Below are 14,447 nucleotides of genomic sequence, written 5' to 3'. Positions count from 1 at the left end.
GTGGGCGGTCTGTCTCGGCGCCGGCGTCGCCCTGACCTCCCCGCCGCTGTGGCGGGCGGCCGAGGCGCGACTGCGGGCCGAGTAAGTCGCGTTCGCGCCGGGTCGCAGTCGCGCGAGCGACCGTCGCTCGCGTCGGCGTCGGCCGACTCGGGCCCGCCTCGCCGTGCCGAACAGTTATCGGCCTCCACGGCGACGGCCCGGACGTGAACAGGTCCGCCCGTCTCGCCCTCACCTTCGGCGTCGCGTTCGTCGTCGCGCTCCCGCTCGGTTTCATCTTCGCGCCGGACCCGACCGGCGTCGTCCCGCTGCTTCTCACCGCCGGACTGGCCGCCGTCCTCGGACTCCCGGTGTACCTCGGGCTCTCCAGGGCGGTGGGGTCGTAGAAAAACTCCGCCAGCGGGTCGCCGGTGGGTCGCCGGTGGGTCGCAGGGCGGGACGCGGCTACAGCGCTTCCTTGTACGCTTCCAGCGTCTCCTCGATGTCCTCGTCGGTGTGGGCGTAGGAGACGAACTGCGATTCGAACTGGTTCGCCGTGAGGAACACGCCCCGGTCTTTCATCTCCTGCCAGAAGACGCGCTCCCAGCGGTCTGTCTCGGCGTTCGACACGTCCGCGCCGGTCTTCGGACAGGCGTCGTAGTTGGGGCACGACTCGACCTGCGCACAGCCGTCGGCGCAGGCGTCGGCGCGCTCGGCCGTCCCGTGGCGCGTGAACACCGTCTTGAACATCGAGTCCGTGCCGACGACGGTGTACTCGGGGGCCTGGTCTTCGAGGATGTCCGTGATGCCCGACCGAAGCTTCTCGCCGAGGCGGTCGACGTGTCCGTACACGTCGTTTTCGGCGGCGTACTTCAGGTACTCGTGGCCTGCGGCCATCGTGACTGGGTGGCCCGAGAAGGTGCCCGACTGGAACACGTCGCCGCCGGGGGTGAACTGCTCGACGAGTTCGGCCTTGCCGCCGACCGCGCCGACGGGGAAGCCGCCGCCGATAATCTTCCCGAACGTCGTGAGGTCGGGCGTGACGCCGAACTTGCCCTGCGCGCACTGGAGGCCGCCGACGCGGAAGCCGGTGATGACCTCGTCGAAGATGAGGAGCGCGCCGTGTTCTTCGGTCACGTCGCGGAGGGCTTCCAGGTAGCCGTCGACCGGGTGGACGATGCCAGTGTTCGCCAGAATCGGCTCGGTCAGCACCGCCGCGATGTCCTCGCCGTGTTCCTCGAACACCTCGCGGACCGTCTCCTCGTCGTTGAACGGGACGGGAATGGTGTGGTCGGCGAACGACGAGGGGATGCCGGGCGTCGAGGGCTTCGCGCCGCCGGGGCCACCTTCGACGAGCGTGGACTCCTGTGCGCCGTGGTAGCCGCCCTGCATGACGACGATTTTGTCGCGGCCGGTGACGCCGCGGGCGAGGCGGACCGCCGAGACGGTCGCCTCGGTGCCGGAGTTGACGAATCGGAGCATCTCGACCGAGGGGACGTGCCGCGCGACGAACTCGGCGTGTTCGACCTCGATTTCGGTCGGCGCGCCGTACATCGGCCCGGCCGCCGCGTGCTTCTGGACCGCCGACTGGACGGGTTCGGGCGCGTCGTGGCCGTAGAGCAGCGGCCCGTAGCCCATCACGTAGTCGACGTAGCGGTTCCCGTCGGCGTCGATGACGTGCGCGCCGTCGCCGCGCTCGACGAAGAACGGGTACGGTTGCGTCGCCCGGACGGAGGAGTTCACGCCGCCCGCGAGCACGGACAGCGCGCGGTCGTACAGCGCCCTTGACTCGTCGTGTCTCATGCGCGGCGGTTCGGCCGCTCGCGGGAAAGACCTTACTGGGTCGGCCGCACCTGCCGCCGGCGAACCGTCGGACGGGGCACGCCCGCCCGACTGGTGCGTCGGGACTGCGGCGACCTCTCGGTTCGCTCCGGCGGCGGCGACCTACCGCGCCGCCCCGTCCGCGGCGGCGTCAGCGCCGTCGGCGTCGCCGGCCTCGACCGACCCGGCTAAGAGCAGTCCGACCGCGTCGTTGAGCGCGTGGATGCAGACGAGCGCGACCACGTCGCGCACGAGGAGGTACATAATCGTCGTCAGGAGCGCGGGGACGGCGATTCTGACGACCGCGCCGCGCTCCCAGCCGACGGCGTGGCTCGCGGTGAACGCGACGAACGAGACGCCGCCCGCGAGAAGCGGGCTTCCGGTGAGTTCGAGGAGTCGCTCGACGGCGTAGCCGTGGAACAGCACTTCCTCCGTGACGCCGGCCGTCCCGGCGACGAAGACTCGGTGTCTGACCGACAGCGAGCCTAACCCGGACATCCCCTCGTCGAGGCCGCCGACGCCGAGTCGGTCGAAGACGGGCGTCGTCACCGCGTTCGCGGCGAACAGGACGAAGACGCCGCCGCCGACCACCGCGACGAACGCGAGGGGGTCCAGCGAGCGGCCGGTCATCGAGGACAGCGGCCGCCCCTCGACGACGAGGACGTAGCCGCACAGGAGGGCGAAGACGGCCCACTTGTTCGCGTCGCTGACGAGGAGGTCGGCGCGGAGGTCGTCGGGTTCGGGGAGATACCGGTCGGCGAGCAGTCCGACTGCGGCCATCCCGAACAGCGCGACGGCGAGTCCGCCGAGGACCGCGACAGTCACCACGTGGAGCCACCGCTCATCGTCACGACGCTCGGTGCGGAGCGGAAAAACGGTTTCGCGTGGGTTCGGCTCTCGCCCCGCGAGGGGCCACGGGTAACTTCGGCCGAGCGCGTATAACCTCGTCGCCCGTCAGAGTGACGAGGTCGGGTACGATTCGCAGCGACCGTACTGACGGCGAAAAAGCAGTCTCGGCGTTCAGACCGCGTCGCGTCCGGTCTTGCCGGTGCGGACTTGGACTGCGCTCTCGACGGGGAGGGTGAACACCTTCCCGTCGCCTTTCTCGCCCGTGTGGGCGGACTCGGCGATGGCGTCGACCACGTCGTCGGCCGGGATGTCGGCGACGACGCACTCGACTTTGACCTTCTGGTGGAGGTCGACGGTGTACTCCTCGCCGCGCCATTGGCTCTTTTTCGCGGGCTGAGAGCCGCGGCCGGAGACGTTGGTGACGGTGAGCGACGGCGCGCCGATTTCGGCGAGCGCGGTCTTCACGTCGGAGAGTTTGTCGGGGCGGATGACGGCCATCACCATCTTGATTTCGCCGTCGTTCGGAAGGTCGGAATCACTCATGGGTTAGTCCTCCCGTCCCGTCGTCATGAATCCATCCCCGCTCGGGACGCCGGAGCCGTCGGTGCGGATGCCGGTGTCGGCGTCGGGCGAGCCGAACTCGGGGTAGGTGTCGACGCCGTGTTCGGCGGTGTCGAGGCCCTCGCGCTCGTGGTCCGAGGAGACGCGGACCTGACCGATGGCCCGGAAGCCGCCGAAGACGACCGCGGTCGCGGCGAACGTCCAGACGGAGATGACGCCGACGCCGATGACCTGCGGGACGGCGAGCGAGACGAGGGACGCGCCGTCGTGCCACAGCGGGACGGCGAACACGGGGTAGAGGAGCGCACCGAGGATGCCCGCGGAACCGTGAACGGGGAAGACCGCGCACACGTCGTCGATGCGGAGGCGTTTTTCGACGAACTCGAAGACGATCGGGAGCTGCGCGCCGGCGAGGAGGCCGACGACAAGCGCGCCCGGCCAGACGATGTCGTCCGCGATGGCCGTGACGCCGACGAGTCCGGCGAGGAGGCCGTTTGCGACGTAGAGCGTGTCGACCTTGCCGGTCTTGTACATGGCGACCCCGCCAGCGCCGATTGCGCCGGCGGCCATGCCGAGCGTCGTCACGAGGGCGACGCGGCCAACGAAGGCGAACGAGCCGAGCGTGACCGCGCCGTCGGCGTACGCCAGGGGTGCGGCGGCGGTGCCGACGTTGAAGCCGTACCAGCCGAACGCGAGGATGAGCGTGCCGAGGACGGCGAACGTGATGGAGTGACCGGGGATGACGTTCGCCGTGCCGTCGGGTTTGAAGCGGTTCATGCGCGGGCCGATAATCCACGCCGCGGTGAGACCGGCGATGCCGCCCATGCCGTGGACGATCATGCCGCCTGCGAAGTCGTGGAAGCCGAGGGCGTCGAGGAAACCACCGCCCCAGGTGAAGCCGACGACGACGGGGTAGATGACGCCCGCGATGAGGATGGTGTACGTGAGGTACGCGCGGAGCCGGGCGCGGCCCGCCACGGCACCGGAGACGATGGTGGCGGCGGTCATGGCGAAGACGGCGCCGAAGAGCCAGTCGACCCACGCCGTCGTCGCCGAGGCGTCGGGCGCGTAGAGGCTCGTGAACGCCCCGGAAATCGTCGTCGCGGGGCCGCCGGTGAAGGCGGCGACGATTGACGACACGGCCGCGCCGAGCAGGAAGAACACGATGACGCCGATACTCCACGTCAGCAGGTTCTTGGTCAGTTGGTTGGCGACGTTCTTCGCGCGGACCTGCCCGGCTTCGAGCATGGCGAAGCCGGCGTGCATGAAGAAGATGAGGAACGTGACCGTGAGGACCCACACGAGGTTCACGGCCTCGACGACCGAAGCGAGGTCGGCCTGCAGGGGTGTCAACATACGATGCCTCCGGCGAGCGGTTCGAGCTGGGAAGTTGGACAGTCGTTCATATTGGTGCTCGATTCGCGACCGAATGTCTCGCGAACCGTGAGAGATGCTATCTACAGACGTTCATATAACGGTTCGCGTTGACAAACGTCTACAAAAAGGCGTTCTGAGAGACGTATGTCCGATATAGGATGATGTATGTGTTGTATAAGGACGTAAGGCTAGCACTCAGTAAACAAATGTTGCCACGCAATCCTACGAACGTAGTGTAGGATTAGTAATAGGAATAGTTCGGGGCGTTCATCGAACCCCAGTCGGGTGCGCACTCACGCGGGCCGCGGCGGGAGTGGCAAATAGAGACTTCGAGTCGGTTTCGGTCGTTAGTGCGCGCTCAGACTGCCGGGTTGCCCTCCTTACCGGTGCGGACTTGGACGGCGCTCTCGACGGGGAGGACGAACACCTTTCCGTCGCCTTTCTCGCCCGTGTGGGCGGACTCGGCGATGGCTTCGACCACGTCGTCGACGGGAATGTCGGCGACGACGCACTCGACTTTGACCTTCTGGTGGAGGTCGACGGTGTACTCCTCGCCGCGCCACTGACCTTTCTTCGCGGGTTGGGAGCCGCGGCCGGAGACGTTGGTGACGGTGAGCGACGGCGCGCCCGCCTCAGCGAGCGCGGTCTTCACGTCCGAGAGCTTGTCGGGGCGGATGATGGCCATCACCATCTTGATGCCCTGTTCTTCGTCGCTCATTGGCTGTCACCTCCGTTGGCTTCGACGGTCTCGTCTTGCTCGACGCCACCGTCGGTGCGCACGTCGCTGCCACCGTCAGTCGCCGTGGGCGAGCCGAGCGCGCCGTCGGGACCGGCGTCGCCGACGAATTCTGGGTAGACCGAGACGCCGTGTTCGCCGACGTCGAGGCCTTCGACTTCCTCTTCTTCCGAGACGCGGAGGCCGAAGGCGGCGTCCGCGATTGCGAAGACGACGGCCGAGGCGATGATGGTCCACGCGGCGATGACGACCACGCCGATGACCTGCATCACGAGCTGCGTGCCGGAGAAGCCGCTAACTGCGAAGACGGGAATGAGTGCCGTGCCGACCGCGCCCGCGACGCCGTGGACGGCGAAGACGCCACACACGTCGTCGATTTTGAGCGAGTCGACGGTCCAGCGGTACGCCGGCAGGACGATTGCGCCGCCGAGCGCGCCGAGGATGAGGCCGCCCCACCACGTGACGTGGGGGACGGCGCCGGTGACTGCGACGAGACCGGCGAGCAGACCGTTCGCCATCCAGAGGGGGTCGGGCTTGCCCTGGTAGCTCGTCGAGACGATCATCGCGGCGACCGCGCCGGCACCCATGCCGAGGGTCGTCACGAGGGCGACGCGACCGAGCGCGGCACCCATGAACTCCAGACCGCCGCTTTCGGTGGCCGCGAGGACCGTCGCCTGCGTACCGACGTTGAAGCCGTACCAGCCGAACGCGAGGATGAGCGTGCCGAGGACGGCGAGCAGCATCGAGTGGCCCGGGATGGGCTGGCTGTCGCCGTTGGCGTCGAAGCGGCCCTTACGCGGGCCGACCATCTTCGCGCCGACGAGGCCGGCGATGCCGCCGCACATGTGGACGACGGTCGCGCCGGCGAAGTCGAGGTAGCCGACACCGAGTGCGGCACCGATGTAACCGCTCCCCGAGAGGAGGCCACCGGACCACGTCATGCCCTGCACGACGGGGTAGATGAACCCCGTGATGGTCGCCGCGAAGACGATGTACGCGCGGAAGTCCATGCGTTCTGCGACCGCGCCGGAGACGATGGTGGCGGCGGTCATGGCGAAGACGGCGCCGAAGAGCCAGTCAATCCACGCGCCGGAGTCGCCGATGTACGAGAACGCGGCGGCGACGTCGAAGCCGCCGGGCGACGTGAGGCCGCCGACGATTGTCGCGACCCCCGCGCCGACGAGGAAGTAGACGAGCACGCCGAGCGCCCAGTCCGTCATGTTCTTCATCAGTACGTTGCCCACGTTCTTCGCGCGTACCTGCCCTGCCTCTAAGAGCGCGAACCCCGGCTGCATGAAGAAGATGAGGAACGAGACGACGAGGATCCAGACGTAGTTGACCCCCTGCGCGATAACGCTCGGGTCGACCTGAAGCGGTATCACGACTGACCACCCCATGCGGTCTCTGGTGACCGTTCAGTTACTTTTGCTCCGTATCCGTGTGGATTCTGGTGCTTCATCACGGTTCGGCTTCATGGTGAGTTAGTACATAAAGTGTGGGGTTGATTTTGTCAAATTTACTGGGGTGTAATACCACAACTGCACAAAATAGGCTAGAATATTACGCATATAAGGTTGTATATCGTCCAAGGATTTTGAGATTCTCAGACGTTCTGTGGACGAACGTTCAGGAAAATGTTGCCTGACAAGTGTGTTTTGGCCGTGCGCACCGCGGTATCGTGTCACGTGGTTCGGTATTCGAACCGCGTCGTTCCATGGGTCGAGCGACCGTCCGAGAGTCGGCCGACTCGCCCGCTCAGCGCCTCAGTCGAGTTGTCGCGCCACGTGCTCTGCGAAGTACGTGATGATGAGGTCCGCGCCCGCCCGCTTCATCGACAGGAGCGACTCGCGGGCGACCTCGTCGAGGTCGAGCCAGCCCTTCTCGGCGGCGGCGTGGAGCATCGCGTACTCGCCGGAGACGTTGTAGGCGGCGACCGGGTGGTCGTACCCCTCGCGGATGGCGCGGACGATGTCGAGGTACGGCAGGCCCGGCTTGACCATCAACACGTCAGCGCCCTGTTCCACGTCGAGGGCGACCTCGCGCAGGGCCTCGCGGGCGTTCGCCGGGTCCATCTGGTAGTGTCGTCGGTCGCCGAAGGCCGGCGCGCCGTCGGCCGCGTCGCGGAAGGGGCCGTAGAAGGCGCTCTCGTACTTCGCGGCGTAAGACATGATGGGCACCTCGTCGCGGCCGGCGTCGTCGAGGGCGGCGCGAATCGCGCCGACCATCCCGTCCATCGAGGCCGAGGGGGCGACCATGTCCGCGCCCGCCTCGGCGTGGGAGACGGCCGTCTTCGCGAGCAGGTCGAGGGTCGGCCCGTTTTCGACCGTCAGGGTCGGGTCGTCCTCGGCGTGGTCCTCCAGCACCCCGCAGTGGCCGTGGTCGGTGTACTCGCACAGACACACGTCCGTGATGACGTAGGCGTCCGTCTCGGCGGTGATGGCGCGGACGGCCTCCTGTACGACTCCGTCTCGCGCGTACGCGCGAGTTCCCTCGGGGTCTTTCGACTCGGGGATGCCGAAGACGATGACGGCTTCGACGCCCGCCTCGCGGACCTCGGCGACGCGGTCGGCGGCCTCGGCGACCGGCACGCGCTCGTGGCCCGGCATGGACTCGATGGGGACGCGCTCGTCGGTCGTCGCGTCCACGAAGACGGGCGCGACGAGGTCCGTCGCGTCGAGGGTCGTCTCCGAGACGAGCGGGCGAATCCCGTCGGTTCGAAGCCTGCGGGGACGGTCGGTGAACTCCATACGCGGGGTTCGGTTGGCGGCGGCAAAATGCCGTCGCTCCCGTCGCTTCGCGCCGCGTTATCCAAACCATAATGAACACGATGCCGCTCAAAGCACACAGGACATGAGCGCCTTCACCGCCCAACTCCCCGCGTTCCTCCGGGACCTCCTCGCGTCGGACCTCGCTCTCGTCGCCCTCTTTTTCGTGTTCGTGCTGGAGGGCGCGATGCTCCTCTACATCGCGCCGAGCGAACTACTCGTGCCCGGGGCGCTGGTGCTGGTCGGCGAGCGGCTGCTGCTTCCGATTCTCGGCGTCGCCGTCCTCGGTGCGACGGTCGGTCAGGTCGCGTTGTTCTTCGTCGCCAAGCGGGGCGGCCGCGAGTACCTCCTCTCTCGGTCGTGGTTCCGCGTCAGCGAGGACTCCCTCGACCGGTTCGACGGCTGGTTCGACCGTTGGGGGCCGGTCGTCGTCCCGCTGAGTAACGCGATGCTGTTCACGCGCGGGATGCTCACCGTCCCGGCCGGCCTCTCGGGCATGTCGGCGAAGCGGTTCGTCGCCCTCTCGGCGGCCGGAACCATCGTGTTCGAGAGCGTGCTCGCGGCGCTGTACGTGTTCGGCGGCCAGGTGCTCGCGTAACCGACTGCTCCGTCGCGGAGAACGCTCGGCGTTGCGGGGTAGGAAGGCGTTAGTGGAGGGACACCTGCTGACCGGCCGCTACTTTGTTCGATTAATGTCGAGTTTTTCCTTCAGGGCGGCGAGTTCCTCGGATTCGGCGAGTTCCTCGACCCGCTTGCGGAAGTGTCGCTCGCAGAGACCGACCTTAATGTGGTCCTTCTCCGCGGCGTATGCGGCCTCACGGTCGCAGTAGTGACACTGCATATCCCCCCTTCAGTTCCGATAGGATTTAACTCTACGCCCCACGGCACATTCGGAGTTATTCACGGACTAACACGGTTAGAGGCCGTCTACCGCCGCGGCGAACCGGGCGAAGTCGGCCGCCGGCGGCCCGGCGCGGCCGAGCGTCTCGTCGTGGGCGTCGCTCCCGCCCGTGGCGAGCAGGTCGTAGCGCTCGATGGCCTCGTCCACGAGGTCGCGGTCGACCGCGAAGCCGTAGGGGTAGTAGCGTTCGACGGCATCGAGGTCGGCACAGAGGTCGAGCGCGCCGGCGGGGTCGCGGTAGCGAAACGGGTGCGCGAGGCCGACCACGTCGCAGGCGTCCCGCAGGGCCGCAACGCCGTCGTCGAACGTCGGGAGTTCGCGCGCGACGTAGCAGGGGCCGTCCGCGCCGATGAGTTCGTCGAACGCCCCTTGGTAGTCGTAGGGTGCCTCGCTGGCGTCGACGGCGCGGGCGACGTGCGGCCGGCCGACGCCGTCGTGGATGTCGATGTCGAGGCCGACCCCGGTTTCGGCTTCGACCGCCGCGACGATTTCGCGGGCGCGCTCCACGCGGTTCCGCTGGAGTCGCTCGACCGTCTCGACGAGGGCGGGGCGCTCTCTGAGGCCGTAGCCGAGGAGGTCGACCCGGCGGTCGCCGGCGTCGACGCGCAGTTCGATGCCGCGGACAATCGTCACGCCGTCGCGCTCGACTACCGGGGCGTCGAGGTCCGGGTGGTAGCGGTCGTGGTCCGTCACGGCCACCACGTCCACCCCGCCCGCGCGGGCGGCGTCCGGGAGCGCGTCGACGGTGAGCCGGCCGTCCGAGGCGGTCGTGTGGAGGTGGAGGTCCGCGACCGGCGGGCTGTCGTCCATGCCACGTGGTCGGGGCGAGGGGGAGACAAACGTTGCGCCCAGTCCATCATTAAGGACGATTAAGGACTGCAAAGGCACTAATCAAATACATGGAAAATCATTAAGAATGATGGCGACACAGCTGTGGGTGTAATGCGCCTGAACGGACTCGGCGACGCCATCGATCGCCACGAATACCCGATTAGCTCGACCGACTTCGCCCAACGATACGGCGACAAAGTAATCGAGCTACAGAACGGCCAGGAAACTGTCGCACAGATTCTGGCCCGTCTCGGCGACGAGACGTACACGTGCCCGCAGGACGTGCGGGACGCCCTCTTCACCGGCGTCGGCCACGAGGCAATCGGTCGTCGGTACTACAGCGACCGCGACCCGTCCCCGCTCGGTGAGAACGGACCAGAGATGGTCTCGTTCTGAGGTCGGTTCTCGTCTCGTCTCGATTTTTTCTTTCTGACCGCGACCCCTGAGCCGTCGGCTCGGCGTCTCGTTCGTTGATTCGTTGACCCCGTCGATTCGCTGATTCTCGCTGTGACGACCGTATTCCCGTCGCTCACGGGTAAAAACGGCCGACAGCCGACCGGAACGACGCGTCAGTCAGAGAGCCACGGCAGGTCCACCGGGACCGACCCCTTCGAGTAGCCGTCCACCTGCCCCGACGGGCGGAGCCGGAACACGACGGCCGGCCGATGCCGAACGTCGGGCTTCTCGCCCATGATGGCGGCCCAGTCGTCGTCGGGGAACGACGAGCAGTCGACGAACAGCGTCACGCCGCCGCCGTGTTCCGCGAGTTGCCCCTCGCCGTTGGTCTTGGTCTGCGCCGTGTCGCGGATGGCCGCGATGGGGTTGCTCACGGAGCGTCGGTTCGGCGGGAGCGGGCGCGTCACCTCGATGAGCGCGCCGCCCGCGCGGGTGTTCTCGGCGCGGAAGTCGATGGAGTGGCCGGTCGCCACGGCGATTTCGGGCGTGATGTCGTAGCCGGCTTCGTCGAGGAGGTACGCCACGTCGAACTCGCCCATCGCGGCGGCCATCCGTATCGGGTCGAAGTACTCCGAGGTGCCGAGCTTTCCGGCCATGACCTCGCGGTACTCGTCGAGGACGCCCGTGGCGAAGAACGACTCGTAGAACTCCAGGGCCTCGTCGCGGGTCGCGTCGGGGAAGCCCGCGGCGTGGTCGTGGAAGAACTCGCGGGTCGTCTCGCGGCCGTCCTTCGAGAGGAACACCGGGAGGAAGAACCACGAGAGGTGCGGATAGGGCTTCAGCCACGGCGACTGGTCGAACAGCTCGGCGATGAGTTCGCGCTGGGCCCACCGGGAGACCTCGAAGGGGGCCTCGTCGAACCCTTCCTTGTCGGTCCGCCACAGCGAACTCGGCGTCTCGGTGTTGCCTATCCAGTAGGCGTGGTCGTCGGTCCACGCGAAGAGGGCGGTGTCGCCGTTGTCCATATCGAACCGACGGGCCTCGTACCCCTCGGGCGGTGCGTACCACGGTGCACCCATCTCGGCGCCGAGGTTGGCGTCGAGCGGCTGGAGGATATCGCGGGCTATGCGCGAGTCGTCCCAGCGTCCGGGGGCGTAACGAAAGCGAAGCGGGCGTGCCACACACGGTGTAGTTCGGCGATTGTTTTTACCCTTTCCTGCCTCGGGGCCCGTTTTCGGCCGTTCCCTACCCCTTCTGTCGCGCCTCCCCCCGAGTATCACGATTGTGAATTTCTCCGATAGCTATATGTGTCACACTCCCACATGGTAAGTCGAACCATGTCAATGGGGGCATACGACGAAGCCGAACACGAACGCCGCGAGCGGATGACGAGCCAGGTCGAACCCGGCACCGACGACGACCGGAAGACCTACCGCGGCAGTATCGAGTACGACTCCGGCGACTCGACCGACGCGCTGCTCGAACAGTTCAAGCGGATGAAGTCGGACGACTGACCCGTAACTTCTCCAGTTCCTGCGTACCCTCACGTCCTCGTTAGCACCGCCGCCGTTACGGAGACGACGGTCACGGCGACGACGTGTCCGCCGACCGCGAGCAGGAGCACCGGCTGGTCCGCGACGAACGGGAGCAACAGCACCTGCGCGACCGCGAAGCCGACGTTCAGGAGGTTCACTCGCCTGACCGTCCCGGCGGTCGGGCCGTCGAACCGGTAGCGGACCGCGCCCCAGAGGCCGACGACCGCCGCCCACCACGACGTGCCGATTCGGTAACAGAGGTCCCAGAGGACGAGCAGCGTCAGGTAGACGACCACGACCGGCGGTTCGGGGCCGAACAGCGTCGTCATGAGCGGCGTCCCCGGCTGTCGCGGGTCGAAGACGAACAGGTGCGTCACGAGCGCGACGAACGCGAGCACGCCCAGGACGACCTCGATGCTCGACCCGAACAGCAGGCGTCGATAGGGCGCTGGAACCCTCGCGGCGCGGGTCCACTCGCCCATGCGGAGCATCACGACGCTTCCCGCGGCCGCGACGACGATGGCCGCGGTGCCCGCGACCGCCGCGGCCCACAGGTCGTACACCCACGCGAAGACGAGCACCGCGACCTCGAAGACGACGATTTGGAGGGCAATCGCCCCCGCCTCGCCGATGTTCACGCCCGGGAGCGCGCCGACGATGCTCTCGTACACCCACGTCTCGCCGTACTCCGGGGCGTCGTTCATATCCCACCCCTACGGCCCCGCGGTATATCAATCGCCGCCGCGCTCGGGGCGCGCGGGCGGGCGGTCCGAGTCCCGTTCACGTCGGGGTCGTCGACGCCGGTTCGACGGCTTGCTCCCGGAGTTCACGCTCCTCGCGGAGCGCCCGCTCGACCGCGGCGTCGAACGGCGTCTCGTCCACCTCGACGATGTCGCGGATGCGGTCGTCGCCGACGACGACGGGGTTCTTCAGCCCCTCGATGAGCGGACGGGCGACCCCCGTGTCCACGTCGGTCACGAGGCCAATCCAGTACGACGAGAGCCGCGGCGTCAACACGGGCACGGGAACGATTCGGGGCGCGTGGCCCAACTGCGCGCCGACGCGTTGGAGCATCTCCCGGTAGGTCAACACGTCGGGGCCGCCGATTTCGTAGGTCTCGTCCGCCGTCTCGGGGTGGTCGAGGACGCCCGCGAGGTAGGCGACCACGTCGGTGATGGCGATGGGTTGGCACCGCGTCTCGACCCACTGCGGCGTCACCATGACCGGGAGGCGCTTGGCGAGTTGCCGGACCATCTCGAAGCTCGCGCTCCCCGCGCCGACGATGATGGCCGCCCGGAGCGTCGTGAGGTCGGGTAACCCCGACGCGAGGATGTGTTCGACCTCGCGGCGCGACCGCAGGTGCGCCGAGAGTCGGTCGCGGTCCTCGCCGAGCCCACCGAGGTAGACGATGCGCCCGACGCCGGCGTCCTCGGCGGCGTCGACGAAGTTGCGGGCGGCGAGGCGGTCGCGCGCCTCGAAGTCGCCGCCGGCGTGCATCGAGTGGATGAGGTAGTACGCCGCATCCACTTCCGCCATCGCGGGGGCGAGCGTCGCCGGTTCGAAGATATCGCCTTCGACCATCTCCACGCCGGGCGGACCGTCGTAGCGCGCCGCGTCGCGGACGAAGACGACCACGTCGTGGTCGGCGTCGAGGAGGAGGGGCACGAGGTGCCGGCCGACGAACCCGGTCGCACCGGTCACGAGAACTCTCATGAGATACGGTAGCGTCGCTCACGATGTTAACGTATCGCCCGCTGACCTGACCGCGGTCCGTCGCCTCCCCTGTCGCTCGCCGCCCGCGGGTCAGTCGTCGCCGCGAACCGCGTCCCAGCCGGGAGTTTCCGGCGCGCCGCGAGCGACTTCGACCTCGTCGGGGTCCGGCGCGTCGTCGGCCGCGCTCCCGAGGTGACCGGCGACGGCGTCCCACGCGGCGACGGCTTCGCCCGCCCACGACTCGCTTTCGAGCGTCTTCGCACGCGCCCGCGAGGCGCGGTCGTCGTCGACCTCGGTCGAACCGGGGTGCGACCCGACCGCGACGCCGACGAACTCCGCGCGGTCTTCCGGGGTCAGGTCGCGGGTTTTGAGGTGCTCGATGGTCCCGGCCAACCGTTCGGGCTCGGGGTGGACGAACACCTTCGCGCCGAGGGCGTGGGGGCCGAGGAGCAGGCCGTGGAGGTCCTCCGGGGGCGTGTCGTCGAGCAGGCGCTCGCCCCCGTGGTGTCGCTCGACGCGCTCGCACTCGGTCTCCTTTCCGAGGACGAGGTTGTGGCCCGGATACTCGGCGCACTCGTCGGGGTAGAACTCGGTGTCGTGGATGCGGCACTGGAGGGTCTCGGGGTCGAGAAACGCGCAGGCCCGGAGCCACGTCCGCTCCAGTCCGAACGGCGCGACGGGCTTCGGCGGCTTGCGCATGCCGACGAAGAACGCCGGCTTCCCGGCGATTGCGGCGACTTCGACGCCGTCGATTTCGACGCCCTCGCCCGGCGGCGCTTCCCACAGCCGCGGGGTGAGAACGTCGCCCAGTCCGGCCTCGACGAAGTCACGAATCTCGTCACGGGTCAGCGGGACGAGGTTGTAGGTGTCGTCGAGCGGCGCGCGCGGCCCGCGGCGCTCGTGGTCGAGCGGGACCGGCGCGACCGGACGCCAGTCGATACAGCAGCCCGCACAGCCTTCGCAGTCGACGCGCATGCCACGAAAGT

General features: G+C 68.0%; 17 protein-coding genes. 4 read left to right on the top strand and 13 right to left on the bottom strand.

What is annotated here, in order from left to right; translation table 11 throughout:
• Positions 1–203: 203 nt before the first annotated feature.
• Complete coding sequence (locus AUR65_RS03610; RefSeq protein ID WP_233194312.1) at positions 204–383, top strand: hypothetical protein; 180 nt, start codon at positions 204–206, stop codon at positions 381–383.
• Positions 384–441: 58 nt separating this feature from the next.
• Here the strand turns inward: AUR65_RS03610 and hemL are convergent, their stop codons facing one another.
• The 7 genes from hemL to hemB all read right to left on the bottom strand — a co-directional run bounded on the left by hemL (position 442) and on the right by hemB (position 8,067).
• A complete protein-coding gene (hemL, locus tag AUR65_RS03605; RefSeq protein ID WP_058568408.1) occupies positions 442–1,779 on the bottom strand; it encodes a glutamate-1-semialdehyde 2,1-aminomutase in 1,338 nt (445 codons plus the stop codon).
• Positions 1,780–1,920: 141 nt separating this feature from the next.
• Complete coding sequence (locus AUR65_RS03600; RefSeq protein ID WP_058568407.1) at positions 1,921–2,625, bottom strand: CPBP family intramembrane glutamic endopeptidase; 705 nt, start codon at positions 2,623–2,625, stop codon at positions 1,921–1,923.
• 192 nt (positions 2,626–2,817) lie between these two features.
• A complete protein-coding gene (locus AUR65_RS03595) occupies positions 2,818–3,189 on the bottom strand; it encodes a P-II family nitrogen regulator (RefSeq protein ID WP_084816528.1) in 372 nt (123 codons plus the stop codon).
• Between the two features lie 3 nt (positions 3,190–3,192).
• Complete coding sequence (locus AUR65_RS03590) at positions 3,193–4,563, bottom strand: ammonium transporter (RefSeq protein WP_058568406.1); 1,371 nt, start codon at positions 4,561–4,563, stop codon at positions 3,193–3,195.
• A gap of 379 nt (positions 4,564–4,942) precedes the next feature.
• On the bottom strand, positions 4,943–5,302 hold the full coding sequence (locus tag AUR65_RS03585) for a P-II family nitrogen regulator (protein WP_004973958.1): 360 nt from the start codon (positions 5,300–5,302) through the stop codon (positions 4,943–4,945).
• A complete protein-coding gene (locus tag AUR65_RS03580; RefSeq protein WP_058568405.1) occupies positions 5,299–6,717 on the bottom strand; it encodes an ammonium transporter in 1,419 nt (472 codons plus the stop codon). Before AUR65_RS03580 ends, AUR65_RS03585 begins: the two co-directional genes overlap by 4 nt.
• A 366-nt stretch (positions 6,718–7,083) precedes the next feature.
• On the bottom strand, positions 7,084–8,067 hold the full coding sequence (gene hemB, locus AUR65_RS03575; protein ID WP_058568404.1) for a porphobilinogen synthase: 984 nt from the start codon (positions 8,065–8,067) through the stop codon (positions 7,084–7,086).
• A gap of 103 nt (positions 8,068–8,170) precedes the next feature.
• Between hemB and AUR65_RS03570 the strand changes: the two genes are divergently transcribed.
• Positions 8,171–8,683 (top strand): DedA family protein, encoded by a 513-nt coding sequence (locus AUR65_RS03570; RefSeq protein ID WP_058568403.1) that lies wholly within the window; start codon positions 8,171–8,173, stop codon positions 8,681–8,683.
• Positions 8,684–8,761: 78 nt separating this feature from the next.
• On the opposite strand, the gene AUR65_RS19865 is transcribed toward AUR65_RS03570, so the two are convergent.
• Entirely contained in the window at positions 8,762–8,926 is a 165-nt protein-coding gene (locus tag AUR65_RS19865) for a DUF6757 family protein (RefSeq protein ID WP_004045157.1), read from the bottom strand.
• A gap of 75 nt (positions 8,927–9,001) precedes the next feature.
• Positions 9,002–9,796 carry a PHP domain-containing protein gene (locus tag AUR65_RS03565; RefSeq protein ID WP_058568402.1) on the bottom strand — a complete coding sequence of 265 codons (795 nt, stop codon included), beginning with the start codon at positions 9,794–9,796 and terminating at the stop codon, positions 9,002–9,004.
• A gap of 132 nt (positions 9,797–9,928) precedes the next feature.
• Here AUR65_RS03565 and AUR65_RS03560 point away from each other — a divergent pair, with 132 nt between their 5' ends.
• On the top strand, positions 9,929–10,213 hold the full coding sequence (locus tag AUR65_RS03560) for a DUF5789 family protein (RefSeq protein WP_004968845.1): 285 nt from the start codon (positions 9,929–9,931) through the stop codon (positions 10,211–10,213).
• Between the two features lie 173 nt (positions 10,214–10,386).
• On the opposite strand, the gene AUR65_RS03555 is transcribed toward AUR65_RS03560, so the two are convergent.
• The gene (locus tag AUR65_RS03555; RefSeq protein WP_058568401.1) at positions 10,387–11,394 is read right to left on the bottom strand and encodes a DUF5784 family protein; all 1,008 of its coding nucleotides are present in this window, start codon (positions 11,392–11,394) and stop codon (positions 10,387–10,389) included.
• A 156-nt stretch (positions 11,395–11,550) separates the two neighbouring features.
• Between AUR65_RS03555 and AUR65_RS19860 the strand changes: the two genes are divergently transcribed.
• Complete coding sequence (locus AUR65_RS19860; protein WP_199180556.1) at positions 11,551–11,727, top strand: DUF5786 family protein; 177 nt, start codon at positions 11,551–11,553, stop codon at positions 11,725–11,727.
• A gap of 29 nt (positions 11,728–11,756) precedes the next feature.
• On the opposite strand, the gene AUR65_RS03550 is transcribed toward AUR65_RS19860, so the two are convergent.
• The 3 genes from AUR65_RS03550 to AUR65_RS03540 all read right to left on the bottom strand — a co-directional run bounded on the left by AUR65_RS03550 (position 11,757) and on the right by AUR65_RS03540 (position 14,436).
• On the bottom strand, positions 11,757–12,452 hold the full coding sequence (locus AUR65_RS03550) for a DUF7530 family protein (RefSeq protein WP_058568400.1): 696 nt from the start codon (positions 12,450–12,452) through the stop codon (positions 11,757–11,759).
• Positions 12,453–12,528: 76 nt separating this feature from the next.
• Entirely contained in the window at positions 12,529–13,461 is a 933-nt protein-coding gene (locus AUR65_RS03545; protein WP_058568399.1) for an NAD(P)H-binding protein, read from the bottom strand.
• A 90-nt stretch (positions 13,462–13,551) separates the two neighbouring features.
• Positions 13,552–14,436 carry a YkgJ family cysteine cluster protein gene (locus tag AUR65_RS03540; RefSeq protein ID WP_058568398.1) on the bottom strand — a complete coding sequence of 295 codons (885 nt, stop codon included), beginning with the start codon at positions 14,434–14,436 and terminating at the stop codon, positions 13,552–13,554.
• Positions 14,437–14,447 lie beyond the last annotated feature (11 nt).

Source organism: Haloferax marisrubri, assembly GCF_001469875.2.
GTDB classification, from domain to species: Archaea; Halobacteriota; Halobacteria; order Halobacteriales; family Haloferacaceae; genus Haloferax; species Haloferax marisrubri.
The sequence above is the reverse complement of the archived record's forward strand: the minus strand, read 5'-3'. Positions and strand labels throughout refer to the sequence as shown.

What these genes read in the sequence shown, in the direction of transcription:
- AUR65_RS03595 (WP_084816528.1), bottom strand. Translation starts at nt 3,189, where the DNA reads ATGAGTGATTCCGACCTTCCGAACGACGGCGAAATCAAGATGGTGATG.
- AUR65_RS03545 (WP_058568399.1), bottom strand. Translation starts at nt 13,461, where the DNA reads ATGAGAGTTCTCGTGACCGGTGCGACCGGGTTCGTCGGCCGGCACCTC.
- AUR65_RS03550 (WP_058568400.1), bottom strand. Translation starts at nt 12,452, where the DNA reads ATGAACGACGCCCCGGAGTACGGCGAGACGTGGGTGTACGAGAGCATC.
- AUR65_RS03585 (WP_004973958.1), bottom strand. Translation starts at nt 5,302, where the DNA reads ATGAGCGACGAAGAACAGGGCATCAAGATGGTGATGGCCATCATCCGC.
- hemB (WP_058568404.1), bottom strand. Translation starts at nt 8,067, where the DNA reads ATGGAGTTCACCGACCGTCCCCGCAGGCTTCGAACCGACGGGATTCGC.
- AUR65_RS03560 (WP_004968845.1), top strand. Translation starts at nt 9,929, where the DNA reads ATGCGCCTGAACGGACTCGGCGACGCCATCGATCGCCACGAATACCCG.
- hemL (WP_058568408.1), bottom strand. Translation starts at nt 1,779, where the DNA reads ATGAGACACGACGAGTCAAGGGCGCTGTACGACCGCGCGCTGTCCGTG.
- AUR65_RS03540 (WP_058568398.1), bottom strand. Translation starts at nt 14,436, where the DNA reads ATGCGCGTCGACTGCGAAGGCTGTGCGGGCTGCTGTATCGACTGGCGT.
- AUR65_RS03590 (WP_058568406.1), bottom strand. Translation starts at nt 4,563, where the DNA reads ATGTTGACACCCCTGCAGGCCGACCTCGCTTCGGTCGTCGAGGCCGTG.
- AUR65_RS03565 (WP_058568402.1), bottom strand. Translation starts at nt 9,796, where the DNA reads ATGGACGACAGCCCGCCGGTCGCGGACCTCCACCTCCACACGACCGCC.
- AUR65_RS19860 (WP_199180556.1), top strand. Translation starts at nt 11,551, where the DNA reads ATGTCAATGGGGGCATACGACGAAGCCGAACACGAACGCCGCGAGCGG.
- AUR65_RS03580 (WP_058568405.1), bottom strand. Translation starts at nt 6,717, where the DNA reads ATGGGGTGGTCAGTCGTGATACCGCTTCAGGTCGACCCGAGCGTTATC.
- AUR65_RS03570 (WP_058568403.1), top strand. Translation starts at nt 8,171, where the DNA reads ATGAGCGCCTTCACCGCCCAACTCCCCGCGTTCCTCCGGGACCTCCTC.
- AUR65_RS19865 (WP_004045157.1), bottom strand. Translation starts at nt 8,926, where the DNA reads ATGCAGTGTCACTACTGCGACCGTGAGGCCGCATACGCCGCGGAGAAG.